The 23,616-nt window shown below is 39.1% G+C and carries 14 protein-coding genes; 6 read left to right on the top strand and 8 right to left on the bottom strand.

The window, feature by feature from the left end; all coding sequences use genetic code 11:
- Window positions 1-102 precede the first annotated feature (102 nt).
- Window positions 103-1,746: a hypothetical protein gene (locus NEOC95_RS07170; protein WP_213152322.1), complete on the top strand. Its 1,644-nt coding sequence runs from the start codon at window positions 103-105 to the stop codon at window positions 1,744-1,746.
- A 515-nt stretch (window positions 1,747-2,261) separates the two neighbouring features.
- Here NEOC95_RS07170 and NEOC95_RS07165 read toward each other — a convergent pair.
- Window positions 2,262-3,935, bottom strand: a complete 1,674-nt coding sequence (locus tag NEOC95_RS07165) for a cation:proton antiporter (RefSeq protein ID WP_213152321.1) — start codon at window positions 3,933-3,935, stop codon at window positions 2,262-2,264.
- A 437-nt stretch (window positions 3,936-4,372) separates the two neighbouring features.
- Between NEOC95_RS07165 and NEOC95_RS07160 the strand changes: the two genes are divergently transcribed.
- Window positions 4,373-4,903 carry a VUT family protein gene (locus NEOC95_RS07160; protein WP_039385714.1) on the top strand — a complete coding sequence of 177 codons (531 nt, stop codon included), beginning with the start codon at window positions 4,373-4,375 and terminating at the stop codon, window positions 4,901-4,903.
- 395 nt (window positions 4,904-5,298) lie between these two features.
- On the opposite strand, the gene NEOC95_RS07155 is transcribed toward NEOC95_RS07160, so the two are convergent.
- A complete protein-coding gene (locus tag NEOC95_RS07155; protein ID WP_249270202.1) occupies window positions 5,299-6,468 on the bottom strand; it encodes a branched-chain amino acid transport system II carrier protein in 1,170 nt (389 codons plus the stop codon).
- Window positions 6,469-6,916: 448 nt separating this feature from the next.
- Between NEOC95_RS07155 and NEOC95_RS07150 the strand changes: the two genes are divergently transcribed.
- Window positions 6,917-7,411, top strand: coding sequence for an NUDIX hydrolase (locus NEOC95_RS07150; protein WP_213152320.1), 495 nt, complete (start codon window positions 6,917-6,919; stop codon window positions 7,409-7,411).
- Window positions 7,412-7,709: 298 nt separating this feature from the next.
- Here NEOC95_RS07150 and NEOC95_RS07145 read toward each other — a convergent pair whose 3' ends face one another.
- The gene (locus tag NEOC95_RS07145; RefSeq protein ID WP_213152319.1) at window positions 7,710-8,306 is read right to left on the bottom strand and encodes a superoxide dismutase [Ni]; all 597 of its coding nucleotides are present in this window, start codon (window positions 8,304-8,306) and stop codon (window positions 7,710-7,712) included.
- A gap of 798 nt (window positions 8,307-9,104) precedes the next feature.
- Between NEOC95_RS07145 and NEOC95_RS07140 the strand changes: the two genes are divergently transcribed.
- From NEOC95_RS07140 to NEOC95_RS07130, 3 genes are read left to right on the top strand one after another with little or no spacing between them, the layout of a single operon-like run.
- Window positions 9,105-9,434 carry a hypothetical protein gene (locus NEOC95_RS07140; protein WP_166157710.1) on the top strand — a complete coding sequence of 110 codons (330 nt, stop codon included), beginning with the start codon at window positions 9,105-9,107 and terminating at the stop codon, window positions 9,432-9,434.
- Window positions 9,431-10,672: a hemolysin family protein gene (locus tag NEOC95_RS07135; RefSeq protein WP_213152318.1), complete on the top strand. Its 1,242-nt coding sequence runs from the start codon at window positions 9,431-9,433 to the stop codon at window positions 10,670-10,672. The genes NEOC95_RS07140 and NEOC95_RS07135 overlap by 4 nt, the downstream gene beginning before the upstream one ends.
- 6 nt (window positions 10,673-10,678) lie before the next feature.
- Window positions 10,679-11,923, top strand: a complete 1,245-nt coding sequence (locus NEOC95_RS07130) for a CNNM domain-containing protein (protein ID WP_213152317.1) — start codon at window positions 10,679-10,681, stop codon at window positions 11,921-11,923.
- Window positions 11,924-12,163: 240 nt separating this feature from the next.
- On the opposite strand, the gene NEOC95_RS07125 is transcribed toward NEOC95_RS07130, so the two are convergent.
- From NEOC95_RS07125 to NEOC95_RS07105, 5 genes are all read right to left on the bottom strand, one after another.
- Window positions 12,164-14,950 (bottom strand): leucine-rich repeat domain-containing protein, encoded by a 2,787-nt coding sequence (locus NEOC95_RS07125; RefSeq protein WP_213152316.1) that lies wholly within the window; start codon window positions 14,948-14,950, stop codon window positions 12,164-12,166.
- A gap of 419 nt (window positions 14,951-15,369) precedes the next feature.
- Window positions 15,370-17,415: a leucine-rich repeat domain-containing protein gene (locus tag NEOC95_RS07120; RefSeq protein WP_213152315.1), complete on the bottom strand. Its 2,046-nt coding sequence runs from the start codon at window positions 17,413-17,415 to the stop codon at window positions 15,370-15,372.
- A 417-nt stretch (window positions 17,416-17,832) separates the two neighbouring features.
- A complete protein-coding gene (locus NEOC95_RS07115) occupies window positions 17,833-20,277 on the bottom strand; it encodes a leucine-rich repeat domain-containing protein (RefSeq protein ID WP_213152314.1) in 2,445 nt (814 codons plus the stop codon).
- Between the two features lie 416 nt (window positions 20,278-20,693).
- Entirely contained in the window at window positions 20,694-22,712 is a 2,019-nt protein-coding gene (locus tag NEOC95_RS07110; protein ID WP_213152323.1) for a leucine-rich repeat domain-containing protein, read from the bottom strand.
- A gap of 126 nt (window positions 22,713-22,838) precedes the next feature.
- A partial coding sequence (locus tag NEOC95_RS07105) for a leucine-rich repeat domain-containing protein (RefSeq protein WP_213152313.1) occupies window positions 22,839-23,616 on the bottom strand: 778 nt, incomplete at its 5' end.

Raw genomic sequence — 23,616 nt, 5'->3', positions numbered from 1 at the left:
GCATACATCTTCTCCTTCTTAAAAAAGAAGAGTATACACTACAGATTTAAATTTCTCAATATTATCGGGATAGGTTCATATAATATTTTATTTGGAGAGTTTATGTCTAGCCCGATACCACCTCCAGGTCCTAGCTCTAATACTTCCTATCTTTCAGAAAAAACACAAGAAAAGAAAAGAAAAAGAGAAGCTCCAGCCCCTTCGAGCGAAGAATCAAGCCATGCTTCCCTTTTTCCACATGCTTCTCATACAGAGAAAATACAAGCTGTAAGGTTGGAAGAAATCAATCGTGCAAAGAAAATCAGACACACGCTTTCCCAAGAGTTGCAAAATCAGCAAAATGAAGAATCTGCTGCCGTCTCTTCTACTTTACCCTCACATCCTCCTCAGCCTACTTACTTACAACCTCCTCCTCCTCCACAGCAGCCTCACTATTACTCTCAAGGAATATTACCCCTCCCTTCCCATTTACCCTCAGCTTCTCTTCAGGAACGGAATTTGCCACCCTTGCCATCTTCTTATCCCTTAACACCTCCTCCTCAGCCTACTTACATACAGCCTCCTCCTCCACAACCTCCCTATTATTCTCAAGGTATATTACCCCTCCCATCCTATCCACCAACTCTTTTTCCTCCTTGGCATACACAGATGCATCCTTCGCAACCGTCTAATATTTATCCCCAACCGACGAGCCCAGCAACACCTTCTCATTTACCAACCGCTTATCAACCCCTATTTCCACCTCCTGTCTCGACCAACTTACCAGCAGGACTATTACCCCTTCCGTCCTTGACTGCGACTTCTCCATTTCAAAGCTTGCCAAGAGGCTTATCCCAACCAACAGCTCGTTCTCCATTTTTGCCCGCTTGCCAGAGCCTAATCCCTCCTCCTATTTCTCAGAATTTCCCACCAGGAATGCTACCTTCTTCCTCAGCAGCAACCCTTCCTATATCGCCAAGCATTTCTAGACCTTTGCCATTCCCAGGATTGCAACTTTCTGCTTCTATAAGTTTAGAAAACATCGAGCTAACCAACATAGAAGAGGACGTTACGGGAAATAAATGGTTTACAGTCTTTCCCTCTTCCTCTATGAGAGACACACAAAGGATAGGTTCAGGAAAGGTTCTGAGCACAGAGGGGGGAGCCAATCTTGTAGAGCAGCTGAAAATCCATACGCAATCCCGTCTCGAAATTTTTACATATTTATGTGAATACTGCCAAACTCCTGATTTTAAGGCTAAAAATGTAAAAATTGCAAAGACCATAACCAAAGCCCTTCACTATTTTTATCCCGCCGATACGCCTTCACCTTTGCCTCAAGGAAAAGTGAAAGCTCATATTTCTATTATTCCGCGATTTAATGTAATGAAAGAAAGATATAAAAATGAATTTGTAGACAAGCAACTTTACCAAAAACTTAATTCAGTGGACATAGTGGATGAAGTGATTAACGAAATAGATGCTGAAGAAGAAGTAGAAGGAAGAACATTGGCTCTCGATTTACTAAGCCAGGTGGCAGAAGGAACACTAACCCCTTTTGAAGCAACCAGCCATTTAAAAGATCATATTTTAAAGATTTTTGAAAGAATAAAAAACGGCCAATTTAAATGGGAAGGCTGGACTAAAGAAGCAAATATTGCTAAACGGCGTGATAGAGGCGATGGGTGGGACCCAATAAGGCAACGAGCTACAGCCACTCAGATTGTTAAAGATTTTTTGGAACTAGGGTACGCTGAATCCATCTGAAGCTGGGTGAAAGCACAATTAAAGAACTGGCATTGCTATCATTAACTATACTTTCAAAAAATCCAGGCGTTTGCTTTTCTATGTTATACACTTTCGAGCAGCTCTTTATGCAAGCCTATACTTAATAAAACTGTGGTTTTAAGGAGAGAGCCAGCTTAAAGGGTGAATTCTCTTTTTAGCTATACAAATAAAGTTTCTTCAAGAGGTATTATAAGCTTGATTAACACTCTGGGGAGAGTCTAATTGAGATGTTTGCTTTGAGGGTGCTCGTATCAAGCCCAAGCTTGTTTGCATTCCTATCAAGACAGAGTAATAATTTGCAGGAAAGAAATGTAACAATCTTAACTGAGGTCTCTCCTCAACATCTTCCGTTAGCAAGAAAAGTGCCCTAAAGCAGGTTAGACTATTTTAACATCTTTTATATTCCTTTAAAAATAGCTGGCAGTTTTGCTTGCTTAATTTGTTAGAAAGCATCCCCTTCAATTTTTTTTATCGTTCAAATGCTATAAGGAAACTTAAGCTAATTGAGTGCGAAGAAGAGAAACCATTTTTTCGGCAGCAGCTTCCTCATCCCACACCATGGGTACTTCTGCGAATTTAAGAAATTGATGATCTACTTTATAATGGGAGCGTGCAATGATTTTAATATAGGGGTTAATATGATAGGCCACTTGAATAATCGATTGAGTTATATGCAAATCGGGCGTAGTAACTACCATTAGCTGAAGGTTAGTAAGATCAGCTTTTTCCATGATCTGAAACTGGGTGGCATCGCCAAATATGGCTTCAATTCCCTTTTCTTTCATGGCAGCTACAGTATCGATATTCCTATCTATCACGAGAGGATGAAAGTTGCTCTCTTTAAGATAATGTGTAACCGCCCGGCCGACAGGACCGTAACCGATGACTAAAGCGCGGGGCAGAAAAGATTGTTGGAGATCCGCATTTTTATATAACGCTTCTAAGGATTGATCAACTTCCTTATTTTCAGGAAAAAGTTTTTTTGTTTTTTTGGAAGCTAAAGGTTTAAATAGCTGAAATAAAAGAGGATTTAGCATAATGCTTATAAAGGCGCAGGCTACTAAAATATCATAGGCGTTGTCTGACAATATCTTCAGCTGGTTTCCTTCTTCAGCTAAGATAAAGGAATATTCACCTATTTGGCTGATGGCCACCGCTACTGAAATCGCTATACTTTGCGGATACTTGGCTAGCTTAATGATTAAAAATGCCATCATAGGTCTTAAAGCCAGGATGATAAAAAGCAAGCCGAAAAAAAGAGGTAAATTGTTTTTAACTACCGTAGGATTAAAGAGCATGCCTACGGATAGAAAGAAAATAACAGCAAAAGCATCGCGCATAGGTAAAGCATTAGCGGCAGCTTGATGGCTAACCTCTGTTTTTCCTACGACAGTTCCGGCAATAAAAGCGCCCAATGCTAAAGACACTCCAAATAGATAAGCACTACCAATAGCAATGAAAAAGACACACGACAAAATTGCTAAAGTAAATAATTCATGCGAGCGGGTCCGCGCGACGACAGTTAAAACTTCTTTAACCAGCTTCTCTCCCACATAGTAAATGATGACGCCTAAAGCCATAATTTTTAAAATTAGAGTTCCTAGCGAATACATAAATTCTACACCAGAATTTTCGCCACCTAAATTAGATTGCATCAGAGTAGGCAACAAAATAAGCCCTAATACGGAAATGATATCTTCTACAATCGTCCATCCTAATACCGTGTGACCCTGGGGAGTCTGAAGTAAATTTTGATCCGCTAGGCCTCGTACAATAACTACTGTACTAGAGACGCAAATGGCCAAGCCAATCACAAATCCAGCTTGCATTGTTTGGCCCAGATTAACACTTAAAAATATGCCCGCTCCAATAGAGAGGAGGGAAAGAATCAGGGCCCCGGGCAATACAATTTTCTTTACAGCTGCCAAATCATTCCACTTAAAATTAAGACCTACGGCGAACATTAGCAAAGTCACCCCAATGTTAGCTAATTGTTCTGATAAACGCGGATCGGCAACAAAACCGGGAAAATTAGGTCCAATCAAATATCCAGCAATTACGTACCCTAGGATAGGCGATAATTTCATGCGATGAGCCGAATATCCCAAAAGACAAGCTAGTCCAAAGCCTATAGCTAAAATCCAGATAATCTTTAACTCTTCTAGCATATCTTCCCCAATTTTTTAAGATTAAAATTTTTGAGAGCCAAATGAGCTCTAAATTTTTCTAGTAAGCAGACAAAAAGCAATAAAATTATTTATTCGCATACGAGAGAATAAAGGTCAATCATAAAAAAGGATGGCTATAAAGCTTATCCACTCGGTAAAAAGTTTTAAAATAACAATCAGTAAAAAATTTTCATGAGACGAGGGTAGAGCTTTTTTGCCCGGCGATGTTTTTTTCCTATTTGCTGGCTTCAAGTGATCAACATTTAGAAGAGCTTCATAATAATCAAGCAAAACCTGCTTTAAGCTTATCGATTAAATCTAAACATAGGGAGATTCTACTAAGAGAAAAAAGAAGTATTTATTAGCAAAGAAAACACACTAAGTGTAGGCTATAATTCTCATTTTATGTAAGATAACGCTTTTAATCAGAGGGTTGTATGTTCAGTATTCAATTCGCTTACCTTGCTATGATTGCTATCGTTACCAGCTGCAATTTTTTAGTTCAATTTCCCATTAATGATTGGCTTACCTGGGGATCTTTTACTTATCCACTATCCTTTTTGGTCACTGAAGTTAATAATTGCTTGCATGGCCCTAGAGTTGCTAAACGCGTCGTCTATGTGGGCTTTATGCTGGCATTTTTATTATCTATTTGGTTGTCTACACCTAAGATAGCTTGTGCTTCAGGGCTAGCTTTTTTGATCTCGCAGCTATTAGATATTAGCATCTTCGCTTCTATGCGAAAAAGAACATGGTGGTTTGCCCCTTTATTTGCTTCAATAGGAGCCTCTTTTGTAGATACTTGCATCTTTTGGAGCCTAGCATTTTGGGGAGAACCTGTTCCGCTGATGAATTGGGCTCTTAGTGATTTAAGTATTAAAATACTTTTTGATTTTGTATTATTAATCCCTTTTCGCCTAGCTATCCAGAAAGCCACTAATCCGCTCAGAGAATCTCTTCAAGCTTAAAACAAGCAGCGATTCATGATCGTTGTAATAATGGCGCGGATAGAAAAGACAGGGTAGCTTTCCTTTGGCTTTGCAAAACATATCTGCTTTTATCTAGGAAAATCAAAACTAGCTTTCCAACACTTTCTTAAGAAATCACCTTGAAAATGCTGGGAAAAGATTATACGCCTTTGAGCAACTCTTTATGTAGTCATACACTTAATAAAAAGCTTGTTTTTACGGAGAGGGTCTGCTTGGAAAAAAGTTAATTTTTTTGGCTATGCAGATCTAATTTCTTTAAAAGATATTATTTATTCTAAAGACTTCTAAAAAACTTAAAGGTATTTTTAAAGATTGTCAAAAATCCCTTCCTAAAAAATTTTTAGAATGCAGATGCTGAGGCAAACTTTTGCTTCTTAAATAAAATAGTTCATAGTAGACAAAGCAAACGTAATGAAAATGGGTGCCTTTCGTGTTCTAATCTCGTATAGCTTATTGATAATATTTGAAATGCTTAACACAATTAAGCTAGGACATAAGATATTAAGCAAGGGGGAAAGCATGCTTGCAATTCCACTAAAGCCTAAATTAGCAATTCCTAATGAGATACCTAATGTAATGCCTAAAGGCAATAAAGGGCCTTTGTCGACAGGCAAAAGGTCATTCTGGATGTAATCGGCGCAGATACTTACCAGCGGAATTGCTGTGGTCAAACAAGCCATGGCTACCGCCAAACATGCCACAAAAGCGCCTTGGGGGCCTAGTAAATGCATCGCAATAGCTGACAAGCGCTCCTCAGGTAAATGGTTAGCAGGCAATACATGAGTATAAAAGGAAGCCACCGAGGTCAGGCCAATATACATTGCAGAGAGTAGACCTGCCGCTAAAAGGCTTGCTTTAAGCATTTTATTAAAAATCTCATGTCGTTGCTCTCCGCTGCTAGCCTCCTCTTGATCAGTCATAAAATGGCTTAAAACTAAAGGGGCAAAAATGAAAGCTGCAATTAAATCTAAAGTATTATAACCCACATGTAAGCCCTGATTAAATGCTTCTACGGGCGTCCAGGAAACTAGATGAGCTTCAGGTGGATGAATAAAACCTACAACAAGAATACATCCTAGACAAAGTAATAGAAGAGGAGTCAAAACCAATCCCAAAAAATTAATCACTTTATTTTTTCTTAAAGTAAAGCCCAAAACGAGTAGAGAGGATAAAATGCTAAAGATAAAAAGAGTGACATTTCCAGGCATATAAGGCTTTAAAGTTGCAAAAGAAAGTGTAATTAAGCGCGGAATAGAGCCAATGGGACCCAAAATTGCCTGTATGATAAATACTAGGATAAGACCTGGCCATTTACCTGTTTGGCCAAAAAATTGTCGATAGTCACCTCGAAACATCATCATGGCTATCAAGCCTAGTAAAGGTAGACTTACACCTGTTACTAGTAAGCCCAGCATAGCAAAAAAGTTTTTATCGCCAGCATTTCCTCCTAAGATTAAGGGCCAAATGAGATCACCGGCACCAAAAAACATGGAAAACAATGCTAGCCCTGCTGCCATTACACTAGATGACTTTTTAAGAGACATATTTTTCTCCATTCAAATAATAAGCAAAGCTATAAATAATACAATTAAACTCTTCAAAAAGGCAATAAGCTTTTTCAAAAGGCACGTGCGCTAAGGGCCTTAGAGATTCTAAAGGATAAGATGAACTAAAAAAGAAAAAATTGATGAGTTAAAGAGGAAAATAGCGAACAACACTCCCTTCCTTGTTTTTTTCTTCAAGCATTCCTTTAAGAGCTCCTACAAAGAATGCTAAAAAAACTTTAGCTAATAAATTATCTATTCAATATCAAGCCTCAAAAAGGGGCTTAGCAGACCAATTATATAGAAAAAGCTATTATATGTCAATTAACAACCACGACAGCAAAATATAAAGAATAAGCTAGTTATATACGTTAAGAATACTTCATTTGCTTCTTATGATTCTATGCTTTACACTATTTGTTTAACTGTCTCTGGAACCTATATTTATATGAGAAAGAATGCGGCAATAGGGGTAATTTTTAATTCCAATAAATCTCAAGTGTTATTAGTCAAACGTCAAGATATTCCTCTTTGGGTTCTACCGGGTGGGGGCGTTGAAGATAATGAAAGCTCTTGCCAAGCTGTTATTAGAGAAGTGCTTGAAGAAACGGGTCTCACCGTACAAGTTCTAAGGAAAGTAGCCGAATATACTCCCATCAATAAACTCGCACGCTTTACGGAAATTTATGAATGTTCCCCTTTAAAGGGCGAACTACAAAAAGGCGTTGAAACAAGAGAGATTGATTTTTTCTCCCTTCAACAACTTCCTAAGCACTTTTTTTTCTTACATAAGGAATGGCTTCAAGATACACTTAAAGATGAGCCCCATGTTATCTATCGATCATTAAATCATGTAACCTATATAAATTTGATGAAATATTTTTTTAAGCATCCTACATGGGTTTTACGCTTTTTAATGACTTTGATGAAAAACAAAGAATAAACTGCCTAAAATTTGCTTTCAAGCCTAACCATCCTTTTTACACACCTTTTAGATCATTTTCATCCATACAAAATAAAATTACGAGAAAGAAGCTTAAGCAGCACCTAGAAGAGCAAGTAAGATAATCCCTATTATTCTTATTCCTTATGAAAGAGCCTGGCTCTTTCATAAGGAATAAGAAACTTGGAAAAAGGGCAGAAAAGCAAATTTATTATTTCTAAAGTTAGAGTTTAGAACTCTTCTATTCATTATCTTCAAACCCACTTTTGCTATATCTGCCCCCGCCAAGCTCTTATTCTTAATGAGTATGCTCATGATCATCTGAAGAATGCTCATGCTGCTCATTGGAAGAAGGATTTTCCGCAGAGGGAAGCTTGTCATTCAGCTTCTGCTGATCCTTAAGTTGGAAATCTCTTTCTCGTTTTCGGCGTTTAATGAGGTCAATCTGACATTCATAATTAATAACGTGAAACATCTGTTTAAAATTTTCCCACTCGTCAGCAAAGGCTTCTATCATCTTTATATTTACGTTCTGCTTAATAGCGGTAAGCTCAAATAACATTTTATGAGCACTTATTAAACGTTTAGGAGTGTCAGCTTCAGCCGGCTTTATTTTTTGCTGAAGAAAGTATTCCGTAATAAGATTGGCAATTTCATCCGAAGCTGAATCTTTAAGTTTTACCCATCGGATGAAGTTATTGCGTTCAAAGGGAGTAGAAAATTTGCTATTGTTAAGCTCGGTGATCCCTTTATACATAGTCTCGATGTATTGATCGATTTGATTAAAAACCAGCTCATCATGATAGACTCCACAAGGCATTTGGCAGTGTGCCATTAAAGTTCCTGTATGACAGAGTAAGGCTATTATCCCTTGGACCAAAATAGTTTTTTTCATCGATTCTCCTTTTTTTAAGCATTCCTTAAGCGTTGTGGGTTAACCAAAAACTTAAGAAAAATTTATAGGTTTTAGCAAAGTAATAAGCAGGATAGGCTTTTATCTCATCTAAAAATATTTGACAAGAGCTTGCTTGCTTTAATAGTTTAGAAAATGCTAGAAAGACATGGAACTTGCCTTGTTAACGATAAAAAAATTATAAAGTTTAAAGACATCTATAAAGCCTAATTTCTCCAATAAACAAAGAGAATAGAGAGGGATAAAAAAATCTTATCAATAGGCAAAAAAAGCTGAAAAGAAGCTGGCCACCGGGCAGCATTAAAATCTATTTACTTCAACTTAAATAGGATTTATTCATTTAAGATCTTCTTTAAGATTCGCAGCTTTTATTTGGATGCATTTCTTCTTAGAAATGAAAGCTAAGATCTTCCCCCCTAAAAAATAAAGGGTTCATGGAGAAAGTTTAAGTAAATTTATTGATCACTTAAAAATTAGTTATAAGAGTCTTGCAGCCAGATAGAAAAAGTGCCGAATGGGTGAATTTTAATCTAGGAGAAGCAGGCATAGCTTCAGCCCAATGGATTCTAACAGGCAAAGTAAACTTTCATCTAAACTCTTGCCCTTGGAAAAACCCTATAAAAAGATCATTCTTTGGCTTTTTTCCTATCAAAGAAAAAATATCTGTTAGTGCATCTATCCAGAGATTTTGCATGTCGCCATTGATTGATAAGCTGCTAGATGGTTAACTTTTGTTAAAACGCTGGATAGAAAAACAGCAAAAGAATATAAATTTGATGTATGCAGCTCTTTCTTCTTAAAATTAATCGATACGTAGAACAGTTTTTTTTTCAAGCTTGGTGGGTCATTCTGTTTGGCCTTTTTATCTATATGCTATTGGAACAGGGTATGAAAGTACAGAATAAAGAATATGCTACCCTTCAAGAGCATTACCAAGAGTTAGAAAAACAAAAGAAAGAAGCGTATGCTTTGCAAGAAAAGCTTTTAATTGAAATTAATAGCCAAAGCGATCCGGCGTGGGTCGAACAAGTTCTTATGAAAGGTCTAGGTCTTGTACCCGAGGGTCAAATTAAAGTCTTTTTTGATAAATCAATGGCAAGCAAGCCATGATAAGTAGTTTAATTTTAATTGCAGTTATCTTATTACTCACACTTGCTTCTGGTTGGTGCTCTGCTTCAGAAGCAGCGCTTTTTTCTCTTTCTTCTACAAGAATTAAAAGCTTTAAAAACAGTGAGGATTCACGTGAGCGCTTGATCTCTAGGCTACTTGCACAGCCGCGTGAATTGCTAATTACCGTTTTTCTGCTTAACACAATCGTCAATATTCTTTTGCAAAACGTCATCTCTCATGCTTTTACAAACGCTGGTGGATGGCTAATGGCCGTAGGCTTGCCTTTTGTACTTTTACTAGTTTTTGGCGAAATTGTACCAAAGTACCTGGGGATACAAAACAATGTTAAGCTTTCTAAGCATACCGCACCTGCTTTAGCTTCTCTACAACGCCTGCTATATCCGATCAAAACATTTATCATTTACATTCTCTCTCCCATTTCGCGTGTATTCTTTTTCTTTTTGAAAAAAGATGCCGATATATCGCGCGAAGAGCTTCATCACGTGCTAAAAAAATCTGAGGAAGCTGGAATTCTTAATCATGAGGAACGAGAATTAATTGGAGGATATTTAAATCTTCAAGATACGAATGTAAGAGAGATCATGCGTCCGCGCCAAGAAATTCTATTTTACAATAGAGAAGATCCTTTAACCAAATTAGTTCATCTTTTCGTGGATAGACAATGTACTCGTCTCCCCGTCTGTGAAAATGGCATTGAAAATGTTTTGGGAATTATTGATGCTAAGCAATATTTTCTCCATCGACAAGCCATCCATACTTCTCAAGATTTAAATAATTTCTTATGGCGCCCCTATTATATTCCAGAAACCACGCCTTCGCGTACCTTATTAAGGCGATTCGAAGAAAGTGGCCAAGAAATAGCTCTGGTAGTAGATGAGTATGGGTCTATTTCGGGCTTAGTTACCTATGAAGATATCGTCGAAGTCGTCGTAGGGAAAATCAAAGATTTACGCGATCAAAAAGTTATCTTTACCCAAGCAGGAAAAGACGAGATTATTGCCAGTGGGAAGATGGAATTGGATGAATTTAATAACTATTTTGAAACGGATTTAAAAAGTGAAAGTATGGTTACCTTAGGGGGATGGCTAACAGAACAGCTGGGAGATATCCCTAAAAGTGGCACTAAATTTGAAAACCACGCCTTTCTCTTTCAAGTTTTATCGGCTGATCCAAATAGGATAAGAAGAATATACGTTCGAAGGCTTAAAAGCAGGTAGCATTAAATGAATCTTTCGGCAGGCTGGTGGCTATTTTTTAATATTTTTTCTATTTTCGTTTTAGCTTTTTTCTCCATGGCAGAAATGGCTTGTGTCTCTTTTAATAAGATAAGACTGCAATATTACTATAGCAAAGGTCATACACGAGCAATTTGGCTCAATGATCTTCTTCATAACCCTTCGCGATTATTTGGAACTACCTTAATTATCGTTAATTTAGCCATGGTGTTTGGATCGGAATGTGCTCGAGTTTTTCATCAAAGCATAGGTCTTGATCCTGATCTTGCCCCTTTATCGCAGGTTATCCTAGTCGTAATTTTTGGTGAGTTAGCTCCTATCTTGGCAGCCAGACGCTATCCTGAGCATATTGCCATGATGGGAGTACCGATTGTTTACTTTACTGCCAAATTGATGGCTCCCATTTTATGGGTGATTAGCGGACTTTCAAAATTAGCCAATTATTTAATTGGAGGACGAGAATCTAATGCCAACTTCTATCTTAGTCAAAAAGAGCTTCAGAAGCTTTTAGAAGAGCAAGATGACATTAAACTCCACAGCTCGGAAAACAAGGAATTTGAAACGATTACTGCCAATATCTTTAAGATGAATAATAAAGAAGCACGTCAGCTCATGATCCCTATTGAGCAAATTCCTACCATAGGTGCTACTGCTACGATCTTAGATGCTAAACGTTTAATGGCTAAAACAAAAGAGCGTTTCTTAACCGTCCACCTCGGGGAGATGCATCATATTATAGGAATAGCTTTTCCGCGGCTATTGATTCGCGCTGCCGATAATAAACGGCTGCGTGACTATTGCCTTCCTCCTTGGTTTATCACCCAAAATACTAACATCATGCAGATCCTCAAGCAATTTAAAAGCAATAATCAGAGCGTAGCCGTGGTCTTAGATGTCAACGGACAAGCCTCCGGCATCCTTAGCCTTGACTGCATTATGCAAGCCATCTTTGGATCTCACCCTCACCCTATCCACAAGCAAGACACTCTAACTAATCAGTTAATCATCGATAGAACTCTGCCAGGTGATATGACGATTGAAGAGTTTTATAAACAATTTGATGTAAAACTAGCTGATGAGAAAAAATTAAAATTATCAGAACTAGTCCTTTCTAAGCTAGGGCACATGCCTGAGGAGGGAGAATCCATTTATATCGAGCCCTTCGTTATTACAGTCAACGAAGCGACTTTACTAGAAATCAAAAGCGTGATGATTACCACTCTTCAAATTTGAAAACTAGAAAAAACATAAAAATTTTACTCTCTTGAAATTAAATGTATTATTTTATCAATTTTATTTCATCTCTTTAGGCTAGCTTCTCAAGTTTTTTGCTCACAAATCTTTCATTTTATCGCCTATATACATGCTAAAGCTTAATCTGCAAACTTAGCTTAAAGGCTAAGGAAGATAGTTCTTCGTTTCTTTACCACAGCAAAGAACTGCACGAAAGATAATCCTTTCTTCATAATGCGTCTAAAGTGGATTGCCCTTAATATCAAGAATTACCCCTGTAAGATGAGGAATAACGGTTAAATGGTTGTTCCTTAAGCCAAGCAAATGTAGCTGAGAAAGCTGCCCTATCTCTGCAGGAATAGCCGTTAGCTGATTATTACTTAAGTCAAGAGTTTTCAGCTGCGATAGCTGCCATATCTCTGTAGGCAGAGCGGTTAGCTGGTTGTTATCTAGCAAAAGCTTTCTCAGCTGAGAAAGCTGCCCTATCGCTGCAGGAACAGCGGTTAACTGGTTGCTACCCAAGCTAAATGTTTGCAGCTGAGAAAGCTGCCCTATCTCTGCAGGAAGAACGGTTAGCTGGTTATAGCTTAAGTCAAACTCTTGCAGCTGAGAAAGCCCCCCTATCTCTGCAGGAAGAACGGTTAGCTGGTTATAGCTTAAGTCAAACTTTTGCAACCGAGAAAGCTGCCCTATTTCTGCAGGAAGAGCGGCTAGCTGGTTATAGCTTAAGTCAAACTCTTGCAGCTGAGAAAGCTGCCCTATCTGAGCAGGAAGAGTTGTTAGCTGATTATCGCTTAACCAAAGCTTTTGCAGCTTAGCAAGCTGGAATATCTCTGCACGCACAGCAGTTAACTGGTTGTCACTTAAGCAAAGCCCTCGCAGTTGGGATAACTGCCCTATCTCTGCAGGAAGAGCTTTTAGCTGGTTGTTACGTAAGCCAAGCTCTTGCAAGTGGGATAACTGCCCGATTTCCGCAGGAAGAGCGTTTAGCTGGTTGTTATGTAAGTAAAGTATTTGCAAATGAGAAAGCTGCCCTATCTGTGCAGGAAGAGCGGCTAGCTGGTTGTTGTTTAAGTAGAGCTTTTGTAGATGCGATAATTGCCCGATTTTCGCTGGAAGAGTGTTAAGCTGGTTATACATTAAGTCAAACTCTTGCAGCTGAGAAAGCCCCCCTATCTCTGCGGGAAGAGTGTTAAGCTGGTTGCAGTTTAAGTGAAGCTCTTGCAGCCGAGACAGCTGCCCGATTTCCGCAGGAAGAGTGTTAAGCTGGTTGCTGTTTAAGTGAAGATTTTCCAGCTTAGCTAGCTGCCCTATCTCTGCAGGAATAGTGGTGAGTTGGTTGATGCTTAAGTGAAGGATTTGCAGCTGAGAAAGCCGCCCTATCTCTGCAGGTAGAGCGGTTAGCTGGTTGCAACATAAGTCAAGCGTTTGTAACTGAGAAAGCTGACCTATTTCTGATGGAAGAGTAGTTAGATGGGTGTTATGTAAGGAAAGCTCTCTCAGCTGAGAAAGCTGCCCTACCTCTGCAGGAATAGTGGTGAGTGGGTTGACGCTTAAGTGAAGGGTTAGCAGTTGAGAAAGCTGCCCGATAGCCCTAGGAATAACAGTCAAATGGTTATCGTTTAAGTAGAGTGTTTGCAGTTGCGAAAGCTGCCCAATGGCGTCAGGAATAACAGTTAGCCGGTTGTTACTTAGGCCAAGCGCTTGAAGATGAGAAAGCTGCCAAACTTCTGGAGGTAAATAAGTCAAGCCTACTCCATCTAAGTTCAAGGTGATAATATTTTTACTATGCTTTTCTATCCACTGCGTTAACAGCTCTGCTTTTTTCTTTAGAGGTAAAGCTTTGATGTGAGGTTGGTTTAAATAATCTGTTCCTCCGGGTAGCTCTTGCCAGAGTAAGAGGCGGTTAATATTAAGCAGATAGGATGAATAATTAGAAATGGTAAAAGCCTTGCTTTCCTTAGCATTTCTTTCAAATTCCGTAGGAGAAAGAGAAGTGGCTAAGTTAAAGAGTTTTTGAAAAATGTAGGGTACTTTTTCTTCAATAGAAAGGTTAGACTTAATTCCATAAATTTTATCTAAAATGTCAGCTTGTACTATGAGATCCTTATTCCCCTCAGGAAAATGAACCTGAAGGATTGCTTTATAAAGCGAGGTCATGGAAATAGGAGTAATAGATGGAGGAGAAAGAGCTTGAATTTCATTAGTCGAGGTGGTAGATGAAGAAGAAATAGAAGATTGGGGAACGCTTGGAGCAAGAGAGGAAGGCTCTTGATGGATTTGACGCAGTTTTTCAACAACAAATTGCCTAACCTTTTTATTTTCTCTTAATAATTTTTCCGCCCATTTATAGCTTATCTTTTCTTTCTCATTTAGCTCTTCACTCTCCTGGCTCATCAGCTCTTCGACTTGGCTCTCTAGTATCTTCTTTAATATAGAGTTTTGTTGAATAGAATGTTCTTCTAACAGATTGAATAAGAGTTCAGTATAACCTTCTTTAGGAGAGTCTGTAGAAGATAGGCTTTTTTCTTTGCCTTTATCTTTAATCAAAAAAAGAGGAGGAACTTGCTGCGAAGATGAAGAAGCTTCGGAGGAGCGTTTAAGGCAAAATTCAAGATAGGCTTGAGCTTTTTCATAGGTAGGAGTTAATTGCAAAGCTTGCAGTAAAGCTTCTATAGCAGTTGCATGCTCTCCTTGTTCAGCCAGTTCTTTACCCCGTAAGAAATGTCCTACAGCTTCTTCGCTAGGTTCATGCTTAAATTCTTCTAATGGATGAGATTCAGCTGTTTCGGCTAAGTGCCTCACCGTGTAGTTGGGTGCATGCCTTTCAATAAGCCTTCTATCTAGAGGACAAAGCTTATTGCGCGCCAAGCATTGGATAACGGTATCTTCATTAAAGGTATGACCACAAGGAAACAAAGTAATTGCCCGAGTCATCAGCTCTCCTGAAACAGCATCTTCTATATTCTCTGAGACTGTGGTGCGGAAAGTTACCTGAGTGCTAGAAGTTGAAGATGAAGGGATCATGATAAACTCCTTAAAGTTTTAGGATAAGTGAGGGCCTTAAATGCCGGTCTAACCTGCTTTTTGAGGTTTTCTCTTATCTTTTCGCCATTAACTTATTCTTTCTATCTTTATTGATCAATTTTTATTTTAAGAGAAAAAAGAGAAAAACGTTGTTCGCATTTGGTAGAAGCTATAGCAGCTGTTCTTACCCCTTATCAATTGCTATCTCATCTCTTTGGACTAGCCTCTCAAATTTTTTGCTCACAAACCTTTCATTTTATCCCGTGCATAACCTGCTAAAAGGCCTGAAAGGAAAAGTCTTTGCTGTTTATCGGCTACCTATCTGAAGCCTTGACCCAAAGGCTAGGAAAGATAGATTCTCCTTTATTCACCAAAGTAAAGAAGTGCACAAAAGATAGGGTATACTTTCATAACACCATTTAAATGAGATTATCCTCAATATTAAGCATCTTTACCTTAGGAAGGTGTGGAACAATGGTTAGCTGGTTGCGGATTAAGTCAAGCCAATCTAGCTGGGAAAGCTGCCCGATTTCTACAGGAATAGCAGTTAGCTGGTTGTTATGTAAGCTAAGCATTTTTAGCTGAGAAAGTTGCCCTATCTCAGCAGGAATAACGGTTAGCTGGTTGCAACCTAATTCAAGCCTTTGTAGCTTAGAAAGCTGCCCAATGACTGCAGGAATAGCAGTTAACTGGTTGGAGCTTAAGTCAAGCCATTTTAGCTGAGAAAGTTGCCCTATCTCAGCAGGAATAACGGTTAGCTGGTTGCTATCTAAACAAAGCCTTTGTAGCTGAGAAAGCTGCCCTATCTCTGCGGGAATAGCCGTTAACTGGTTGAAGCTTAAGTCAAGCTTTTGTAGCCTAGAAAGCAGACCTATCGCGGCAGAAATATTGGCTATCTGGTGGTAGCGTAAGTCAAGCTTTTGCAGCCTAGAGAGTTGGCCTATCTCGGCAGGAATAGCAGCTAGTTGATTAAGATTGAGGGTTAAGTAGAGCTCTCGCAGCTCAAAAAGCTGCCAGAGCTCTCCAGGCAGTGTTGTTAGCTGGTTGCAACATAAGTTAAGCGTTTGTAGCTGAGAAAGCTGACCTATTTCTGAAGGAAGAGTAGTTAGTTGATCATTGCTTATGGAAAGGCAGGATAGCCGAGAAAGTTGCCAGATCTCTGGCGGTAAAAAGGTCAGGCCTACCTCTACCTCATCTAAGTTCAGTTTGATAATGTTTTTACCATGTTCTTCTATCCACTGCTTTAGCAATTCTCCTTTTTTCTTTAAAGGTAAAGCTTTAATATGCGCTTGGTTTAAATACTCCGTTCCCCCTTGTAGCTTACGCCAAAGTAAGAGGCGGTTAATATTGAGCAGATAGGAGGAATAATTAGAAAGGGTAAAAGCTTTATTTGCCTTAGTATTGTCTTCAAATTCCGTAGGAGAAAGAGAAGCAGCTAAGGTAAAAAGCTTTTGAAAAATATAAGGGACTTTTTCTTCAATAGAAAGATTAGGCTTAATTCCATAAATCCTATCTAAAATACCAACTTGTTCTATGAGATCCCCGTTTCCATCAGGAAAATGAACCTGCATAATAGAGTTGTAAAGCGAGGCCAAGTAAATATGAGAGAGGGGAGCAAGAGCTTGAATTTCTTTAGACGAAATAGTAGATGAAGAAGAAATAGAAGGTTGAGGGATGCCTGGAGCAAGAGAGGAGGACTCTTGGTGGATTTGCCGCAGCTTTTCAAACACAAACTGCCTAACCTTTTTGTTTTCTCCTAGTAATTTTTCTGTCCATTTATAGCTTATCTTTTCTTTCTCATTTAGCTCTTCACTCTCCTGGCTCATCAGCTCTTCGACTTGATTCTCTAATATCTTTTTTAATGTAGAATTTTCTTGAATAGAAGGCTCTTCTAACAAATTGAATAAAAGTTCAGTATAGCCTTCTTTAGGAGAGTCTGTAGAGGAAAAGCTTTTTTCTTTGCCTTTATCTTTATCATGGAAAGAAAGCGGAAGAGGAGGGAGTGGCTGCGAAGGTAAAGAAGCTTCTGAGGAGCGTTTAAGACAAAATTCAAGATAAGCTTGGGCTTTTTCATAGGTAGGAGTTAATTGCAAAGCTTGCAGTAAAGCTTCTATGGCAGTGGCATGCTCTCCTTTTTCAGCAAGTTCTTTACCCCGTAAGAAATGTCCTACAGCTTCTTCACTAGGCTCATACTTAGATTCTTCTAATGGATGAGATTCAGCCGTTTCAGCTAGGTACCTCACTGTGTAGTTGGGTGCATGTCTTTCAATAAGCCTTCTATCTAGAGGACAAAGTTTATTGCGCGCTAAACATTGGATGACGGTATCTTCGTTAAAGGTATGGCCACAAGGAAACAAAGTAACTGCTCGGGTCATCAGCTCACCTGAGACCACGTCTTCTATATTCTCTGAGACTGTGGTGCGGAAAGTTGCCTGAGTGCTAGAAGTAGAAGATGAAGGGATCATAATAAGCTCCTTAAAGTTTAAGGATAAGTAAGGACCTTAAATGCCAGTCTAGCTGCTTTTTAAGGTCTTGTCTTATCTTTTCGCCATTAACTTATTCTTTCTATCTTTATTGATCAATTTTTATTTTAAAGAAAAAAAAAAGAAAAGCTTTGTTCACATTCGGTAGAAGCTATAGCGGCTGTTATTACCTCTTATCCATTTTTATCTCATCTCTTTGGATTAGCCTCTCAAATTTTTTGCTTCCAAACCTTCCATTTCATAGCCTGCATAACCTGCTAAAAGGCTTAAAAGGGAAAATTTTTGCCAATTATACGCTACCTATCTGAAATTTTAGTCAAAGGCTAGGAAAGATAGATTCCCGTTTATTCACCCAAGTAAACAAGCGTACAAAAGATAGGATTAACTTCATAATGCCATCTAAAGGAGATTACTATCAATCTTGAGTAATCTTAGCTTAGGAAGATGAGGAATAACGGTTAGCCGGTTGTTGCTTAAGTCAAGCTCTTGCATCCTAGTAAGCTGCCCAATGGCTGGAGTAATAGCAGTTAGCCGATTATTGCTTAAGGCAAGAGTTTGCAGCTGAGCAAGATGGCATACCTCTACAGAAATAACAGTTAGCCGGTTATAGTTTAAGTTGAGCGTTTGCAGTTGCGAAAGCTGCCCTATCTCTGAGGGAAGAGCAGTTAGCTGATTATTGCTTAAGACAAGAGTTTGCAACTGCGATAACTGCCCTATCTCAGCAGGTAAAGCAATTAACTGGTTGTTACTTAAGTCAAGGTCTTGCAGCTGAGAAAGCTGCCCTATCTCTGCAGGAAGAGTTGTTAGCTTGTTTTCGCTTAGCCAAAGCTCTCTCAGCTGAGAAAGCTGCCCAATGGCTGCAGGAACAGCGGTTAGCAGGTTGCTATCTAACCTAAACGTTTGCAGTCGAGAAAGCTGCCCGATTTCCGCAGGAAGAGCAGTTAACTGGTTGTTATGTAAACAAAACATTTGCAGCCGGGAAAGCTGCCCAATAGATGTAGGGATAGCCGTTAACTGGTTTTTTCTTAAGTCAAGCTCTTGCAGCTGGGAAAGCTGCCCAATAGATGTAGGAATAGCCGTTAACTGGTTACCGTCTAAGCCAAGGCTTTGCAGCTGAGAAAGCTGCGCCATTTCCCCAGGGATGGTGGTTAGCCAGTTGTTGCTTAATAAAAGCAGTTGTAGCTGAAAAAGCTGCCCTACCTCTGCAGGAATATTGGTGAGTTTGTTGTTGGTTAAGTCAAGCGTTTGCAGTTGAGAAAGCTGCCCTACCTCTATAGGAATAGTGGTGAGTTGGTTATTGCATAACCAAAGTTCTCTCAGCTGAGAAAGCTGCCCAATGGTTGCAGGAACAGCGGTTAGCAGGTTGCTATCTAGCCTAAACATTTGCAGCTGAGAAAGCTGCCCTATCTCAGCAGGAATAGCAGTTAACTGGTTGAAGTTTAAGTAAAGCATTTGCAGCTGAGAAAGGCCTCCAATAGATGAAGGAATAACAGTTAGCTGGTTGTTACTTAAGTTAAGCGCTTGAAGATGAGAAAGCTGCCAGATTTCTGGCGGTAAATAAGTCAAACCTACCCAATCTAAGTCCAGGGTAATAATATTTTTACTATACTTTTCTATCCACTGCGTTAATAGCTCTCCTTTTTTCTTTAAAGGCAGAGCTTTTATCTGGGGCTGGTTGAGATAATCGGTTCCTCCCGGTAGCTTTTGCCAAATTAAGAGGCGGTTAATATTTAGTAGATAGGAGGAATAATTAGAAAGGGTAATAGCCTTGCTTTCCTTAGCATTTTCTTTAAATTCTGTAGGAGAAAGAGAAGCAGCTAAGGTAAAAAGTTTTTGAAAAATATAAGGAACTTTTTCTTCAGCAGAAAGAGTAGGCTTAATTCCATAAATCCTATCTAAAATATCAGATTGTGTTATGAAATCCCCGCTTCTCTCAGGAAAATGAACTTGGATGATTGCGTTATAAAGCGAGGTCATGGAAAGAGGTGTTACAGATGGGGGAGAAAGAGTTTGAATTTCTTTAGAGGCGGTTGAAGAAGAGGTGGAAATAGAAGATTGAGGAGAGGTTGGAACAAGAGAGGAAGAGTCCTGGTGGATTTGCCGCAGCTTTTCAACGGCAAATTGCCTAACCTTTTTATTCTCGCCTAGTATATTCTTTGTCCATTTATAGCTTAGCTTTTCCTTCTCCGTTAGCTCTTCACTCTCCTGGCTCATCAGTTCTTCAACTTGATTTTCTAGTATCTTCTTTAATATAGAGTTTTCTTGAATGGAAGGTTCTTCTAAGAGATTGAATAAAAGTTCGGTATAACGTTCTTTAGGAGAGTCTGTAGAGGAAAGGCTTTTCTCTTTACCTTTATCTTTATCATTGAAAGAAGGAGAAAGTGGCTGTGAAGATGAAAAAGATTCGGAAGAGCGTTTAAGGCAAAATTCAAGATAGGCTTGGGCTTTTTCATAAGTAGGAGCTAATTGCAAAGCTTGCAATAAAGCTTCTATAGCAGTTGCATGCTCTCCTTTCTCAGCAAGTTCTTTACCGCGTAAGAAATGTCCTGCAGCTTCTTCACTAGGCTCATGCTTAGATTCTTCTAATGGATGGGATTTAGCCGTTTCAGCCAGTTGCCTCACCGTGTAGTTGGGTGCATGCCTTTCAATAAGCCTTCTATCTAGAGGGCAAAGCTGATTACGCGCTAAGCATTGGATAACGGTATCTTCGTTAAAGGTATGGCCACAAGGAAACAAAGTAACTGCCCGAGTCATCAGCTCTCCTGAAACCGCATCTTCTATATTCTCTGAGACAGTAGTGCGAAAATTTGCCAGAGTGCTAGAAGTTGAAGATGAAGGGATCATAATAAGCTCCTTAAAGTTTTAGGATAAGTGATTGCCTTAAATGCTGGTCTAACCTGTTTTTTAAGGTCTTGCCCCAACTTTTCGCCATTAACTTATTCTTTTCATCTTTATTGATCAATTTTTATTTTAAAGAAAAAAAGAGAGAAGCTTTGTTCGCATGGGTAGAAGCTGTAGCGGCTATTCTTACCCCTTATCAATTGCTATCTCATCTCTTCGGATTAGCCTCTCAAAGTTTTTGCTCACAAACCTTTCATTTTATAGCCTGCCTAACCTGCTAAAAGGCTTGAAAGGAAAAGTTTCTGCTGATATAGGCTACCTATTCGAAGCCTTAGCCCAAAGGCTAGGAAAGATAGATTCCCATTTATTCACCAAAGTAAAGAAGTGCACAAAAGATAGGTCTACCTTCACAATACCATCTAAAGGGGATTACCATCAATCTTGAGTGATTTTAGCTTAGGAAGAAGAGGAACAACGGTTAGCCGGTTGTTGCTTAAGTCAAGCGTTTGTAGCTGAGAAAGCTGCCCGAAGGCTTCAGGAATGCCGGTCAGATGGTTATAGCTTAAGTAAAGGCAGTGCAGTTGAGTAAGCTGCTCGATTGCCGCAGGAAGAAAGGTTAGCTGGTTGCTTCGTAAGTTAAGCGAATATAGCCTGGCCAGCTGCCCGACGGATGTAGGAATGGTCGTTAGTTGGTTGCCCTGTAAGCCAAGATCACCTAGCTGAGAAAGCTGCCCTATCTCAGTAGGAAGGGCGGTTAGCTGGTTGCTGTTTAAGCAAAGCATTCGCAGCTTACTAAGCTGCCCGATGGCTGCAGGAATAGCCGTTAACTGGTTGGACATTAAGTAAAGCCTTTGTAGCTGAGAAAGCTGCCCTATCTCATTAGGCAGAGCTGTTAGCTGGTTGTTGTTTAGCCAAAGTGTTTGCATCTTAATAAGCTGCCCGATGGCTGTAGGAACAACAAGTAGCTTGTTGTTACTTAAGTCAAGCCTTTGCAGCTGAGAAAGCTGCCCTATCTCAGCAGGAATGGCGGTTATCTGGTTGGACATTAAGTTAAGCTTTTGCAGCCTAGAAAGCCGGCATATCTCGGCAGAAATATTGGTTATCTGGTTGAAGCGTAAGCTAAGCGCTTGAAGATGAGAAAGCTGCCAAATCTCTGGGGGTAAATAAGTCAAGCGTACCACATCTAAATTCAAGGTGATAATATTTTTACCATGCTTTTCTATCCACTGCGTTAGCAGCTCTCCTTTTTTCTTTAAAGGTAAAGATTTGATCTGAGGTTGGTTTAAGTAGTCTGTTCCCCCGGGTAGCTTCTGCCAGAGTAAAAGACGGTTAATATTGAGCAGATAGGAGGAATAATTAGAAAGGGTAAAGGCTTGGCTCTCCTTAGTATTTCCTTCAAATTCTGTAGGAGAAAGAGAAGCGGCTAAGGTAAAAAGCTTTTGAAAGATGTAGGGTACTTTTTCTTCACTAGAAAGATTGGACTCTATTTCATAAATTTTATCCAAAATATAAGCTTGTTCTATAAGATTCTCATTCCCCTCAGGAAAATGAACCTGCATAATAGCGTTGTAAAGCGAGGTCATAGAAATAGGAGATGGAGAAACAAGAGGTTGAATTTCTTTAGACGAGATAGCAGATAAAGAAGAAATAGAAGATTGAGGAGCGACCGAGGCAAGAGAGAAAGAGTATGAGTGAATTTGGCATAGTTTTTCAACCGCAAACTGCCTAACCTTTCTATTTTCTCCTAATAATTTTTCCGCCCATTTATAGCTTATCTTTTCTTTCTCATTTAGCTCTTTGCTCTCCTGGTTCATCAACTCTTCCAATTGATTCTCTAATAGCTTCTTTAATATAGAATTTTCTTGAATGGAAGGCTCTTCTAACAGATTGAATAAAAGTTCAGTATAACGTTCTTTAGGAGAGTCTGTAGAAGAAAGGCTTTTCTCTTTAACTTTTTCTGATAAAGAAAGAGGGAGGGATTGCGAAGATAAAGAAGCTTCGGAGGAGCGCTTAAGGCAAAATTCAAGATAGGCTTGGGCTTTTTCATAGGTAGGAGCCAATTGCAAAGCTTGCAGTAAAGCTTCTATAGCAGTTGCATGCTCTCCTTTCTCAGCAAGTTCTTTACCTCGTAAGAAATGTCCTACAGCTTCTTCACTAGGTTCATGCTTAAGTTCTTCCAAGGGATGAGATGCAGCAGTTTCAGCCAAGTGTCTCACCGTGTAGTTAGGTGCATGCCTTTCAATAAGCCTTCTATCTAGAGGACAAAGCTTATTGCGCACCAAGTATTGGATGACTGTGTCTTCGTTAAAGGTATGACCACAAGGAAACAGAGTAACTGCCCGAGTCATCAACTCTCCTGAGACCGCATCTTCTATATTCTCTGAAACTGTTGTGCGGAAAGTTACCTGGGTGCTAGAAGTAGAAGATGAAGGAATCATAATAAGCTCCTTAAAGTTTTATGATAAGTGATTGCTTTAATTGCTGGTCTAACCTGTTTTTTAAGGTCTTATCTTATCATTTCGCCATTAACTTATTCTTTTCATCTTTACTCATCAATTTTTATTTTAAGAGAAATAAGAAGAGCTTTGCCCGTAATTAAACATCTTTACCTTAGGAAGGTGAGGAATAACGGTTAGCGGGTTGTTGCTTAAATTAAGCTCTTTCAAGCGAAGAAGCTGCCCTATTTCCACAGGAATAGCTGTTAATTGATTATTACTTAAGCCAAGAGCTTTCAGCTGAGAAAGCTGCCCAATTTCTGAAGGAATAACAGTTAGCTGGTTGTTACTTAAGCCAAGCACTTGAAGATGAGAAAGCTGTCCAATTTCTGGAGGAATAACAGTTAGCTGGTTGTTGTTTACCCGAAGTATTCTCAGCTGAGGAAGCTGCCCGATTTCCCTAGGAATAGCAGTTAGCCGGTTTATACTTAAGTCAAGTTTTTGCAGCTTAGAAAATTGCGCTATTTCAATGGGTAAAAACATCAAGCCTAACTTGTTTAAGTTCAGGTTAATGATATTCTTACCATGTTCTTCTATCCACTGCGTTAACAGCTCTCCTTTTTTCTTTAAAGATAAAGCTTTAATATGCACTTGGCTTAAATACTCCCTTCCTCCTGGTAGCTTTTGCCAAAGTAAGAGGCGGTTAATATTGAGTAGATAGGAGGAATAATTAGAAAGGGTAAAGGCTTGGCTCTCCTTAGTATTCCCTTCAAATTCTACAGGAGAAAGAGAAGCAGCTAAGGTAAAAAGCTTTTGAAAAATATAAGGGGCTTTTTCTTCAATAGAAAGATTAGGCTTAATTTCATAAATCTTATCTAAAATGCCAGCTTGTGCTATGAAATCCCCC

Source organism: Neochlamydia sp. AcF95, assembly GCF_018342455.1.
In the GTDB taxonomy this organism is placed as follows: domain Bacteria; phylum Chlamydiota; class Chlamydiia; order Chlamydiales; family Parachlamydiaceae; genus Neochlamydia.
The sequence above is the reverse complement of the archived record's forward strand: the minus strand, read 5'-3'. Positions and strand labels throughout refer to the sequence as shown.

Excerpts from the sequence above, each read along its gene's own strand:
- NEOC95_RS07170 (WP_213152322.1), top strand. The coding sequence starts at position 103 with ATGTCTAGCCCGATACCACCTCCAGGTCCTAGCTCTAATACTTCCTAT.
- NEOC95_RS07165 (WP_213152321.1), bottom strand. The coding sequence starts at position 3,935 with ATGCTAGAAGAGTTAAAGATTATCTGGATTTTAGCTATAGGCTTTGGA.
- NEOC95_RS07160 (WP_039385714.1), top strand. The coding sequence starts at position 4,373 with ATGTTCAGTATTCAATTCGCTTACCTTGCTATGATTGCTATCGTTACC.
- NEOC95_RS07155 (WP_249270202.1), bottom strand. The coding sequence starts at position 6,468 with ATGTCTCTTAAAAAGTCATCTAGTGTAATGGCAGCAGGGCTAGCATTG.
- NEOC95_RS07150 (WP_213152320.1), top strand. The coding sequence starts at position 6,917 with ATGAGAAAGAATGCGGCAATAGGGGTAATTTTTAATTCCAATAAATCT.
- NEOC95_RS07145 (WP_213152319.1), bottom strand. The coding sequence starts at position 8,306 with ATGAAAAAAACTATTTTGGTCCAAGGGATAATAGCCTTACTCTGTCAT.
- NEOC95_RS07140 (WP_166157710.1), top strand. The coding sequence starts at position 9,105 with ATGCAGCTCTTTCTTCTTAAAATTAATCGATACGTAGAACAGTTTTTT.
- NEOC95_RS07135 (WP_213152318.1), top strand. The coding sequence starts at position 9,431 with ATGATAAGTAGTTTAATTTTAATTGCAGTTATCTTATTACTCACACTT.
- NEOC95_RS07130 (WP_213152317.1), top strand. The coding sequence starts at position 10,679 with ATGAATCTTTCGGCAGGCTGGTGGCTATTTTTTAATATTTTTTCTATT.
- NEOC95_RS07125 (WP_213152316.1), bottom strand. The coding sequence starts at position 14,950 with ATGATCCCTTCATCTTCAACTTCTAGCACTCAGGTAACTTTCCGCACC.
- NEOC95_RS07120 (WP_213152315.1), bottom strand. The coding sequence starts at position 17,415 with ATGATCCCTTCATCTTCTACTTCTAGCACTCAGGCAACTTTCCGCACC.
- NEOC95_RS07115 (WP_213152314.1), bottom strand. The coding sequence starts at position 20,277 with ATGATCCCTTCATCTTCAACTTCTAGCACTCTGGCAAATTTTCGCACT.
- NEOC95_RS07110 (WP_213152323.1), bottom strand. The coding sequence starts at position 22,712 with ATGATTCCTTCATCTTCTACTTCTAGCACCCAGGTAACTTTCCGCACA.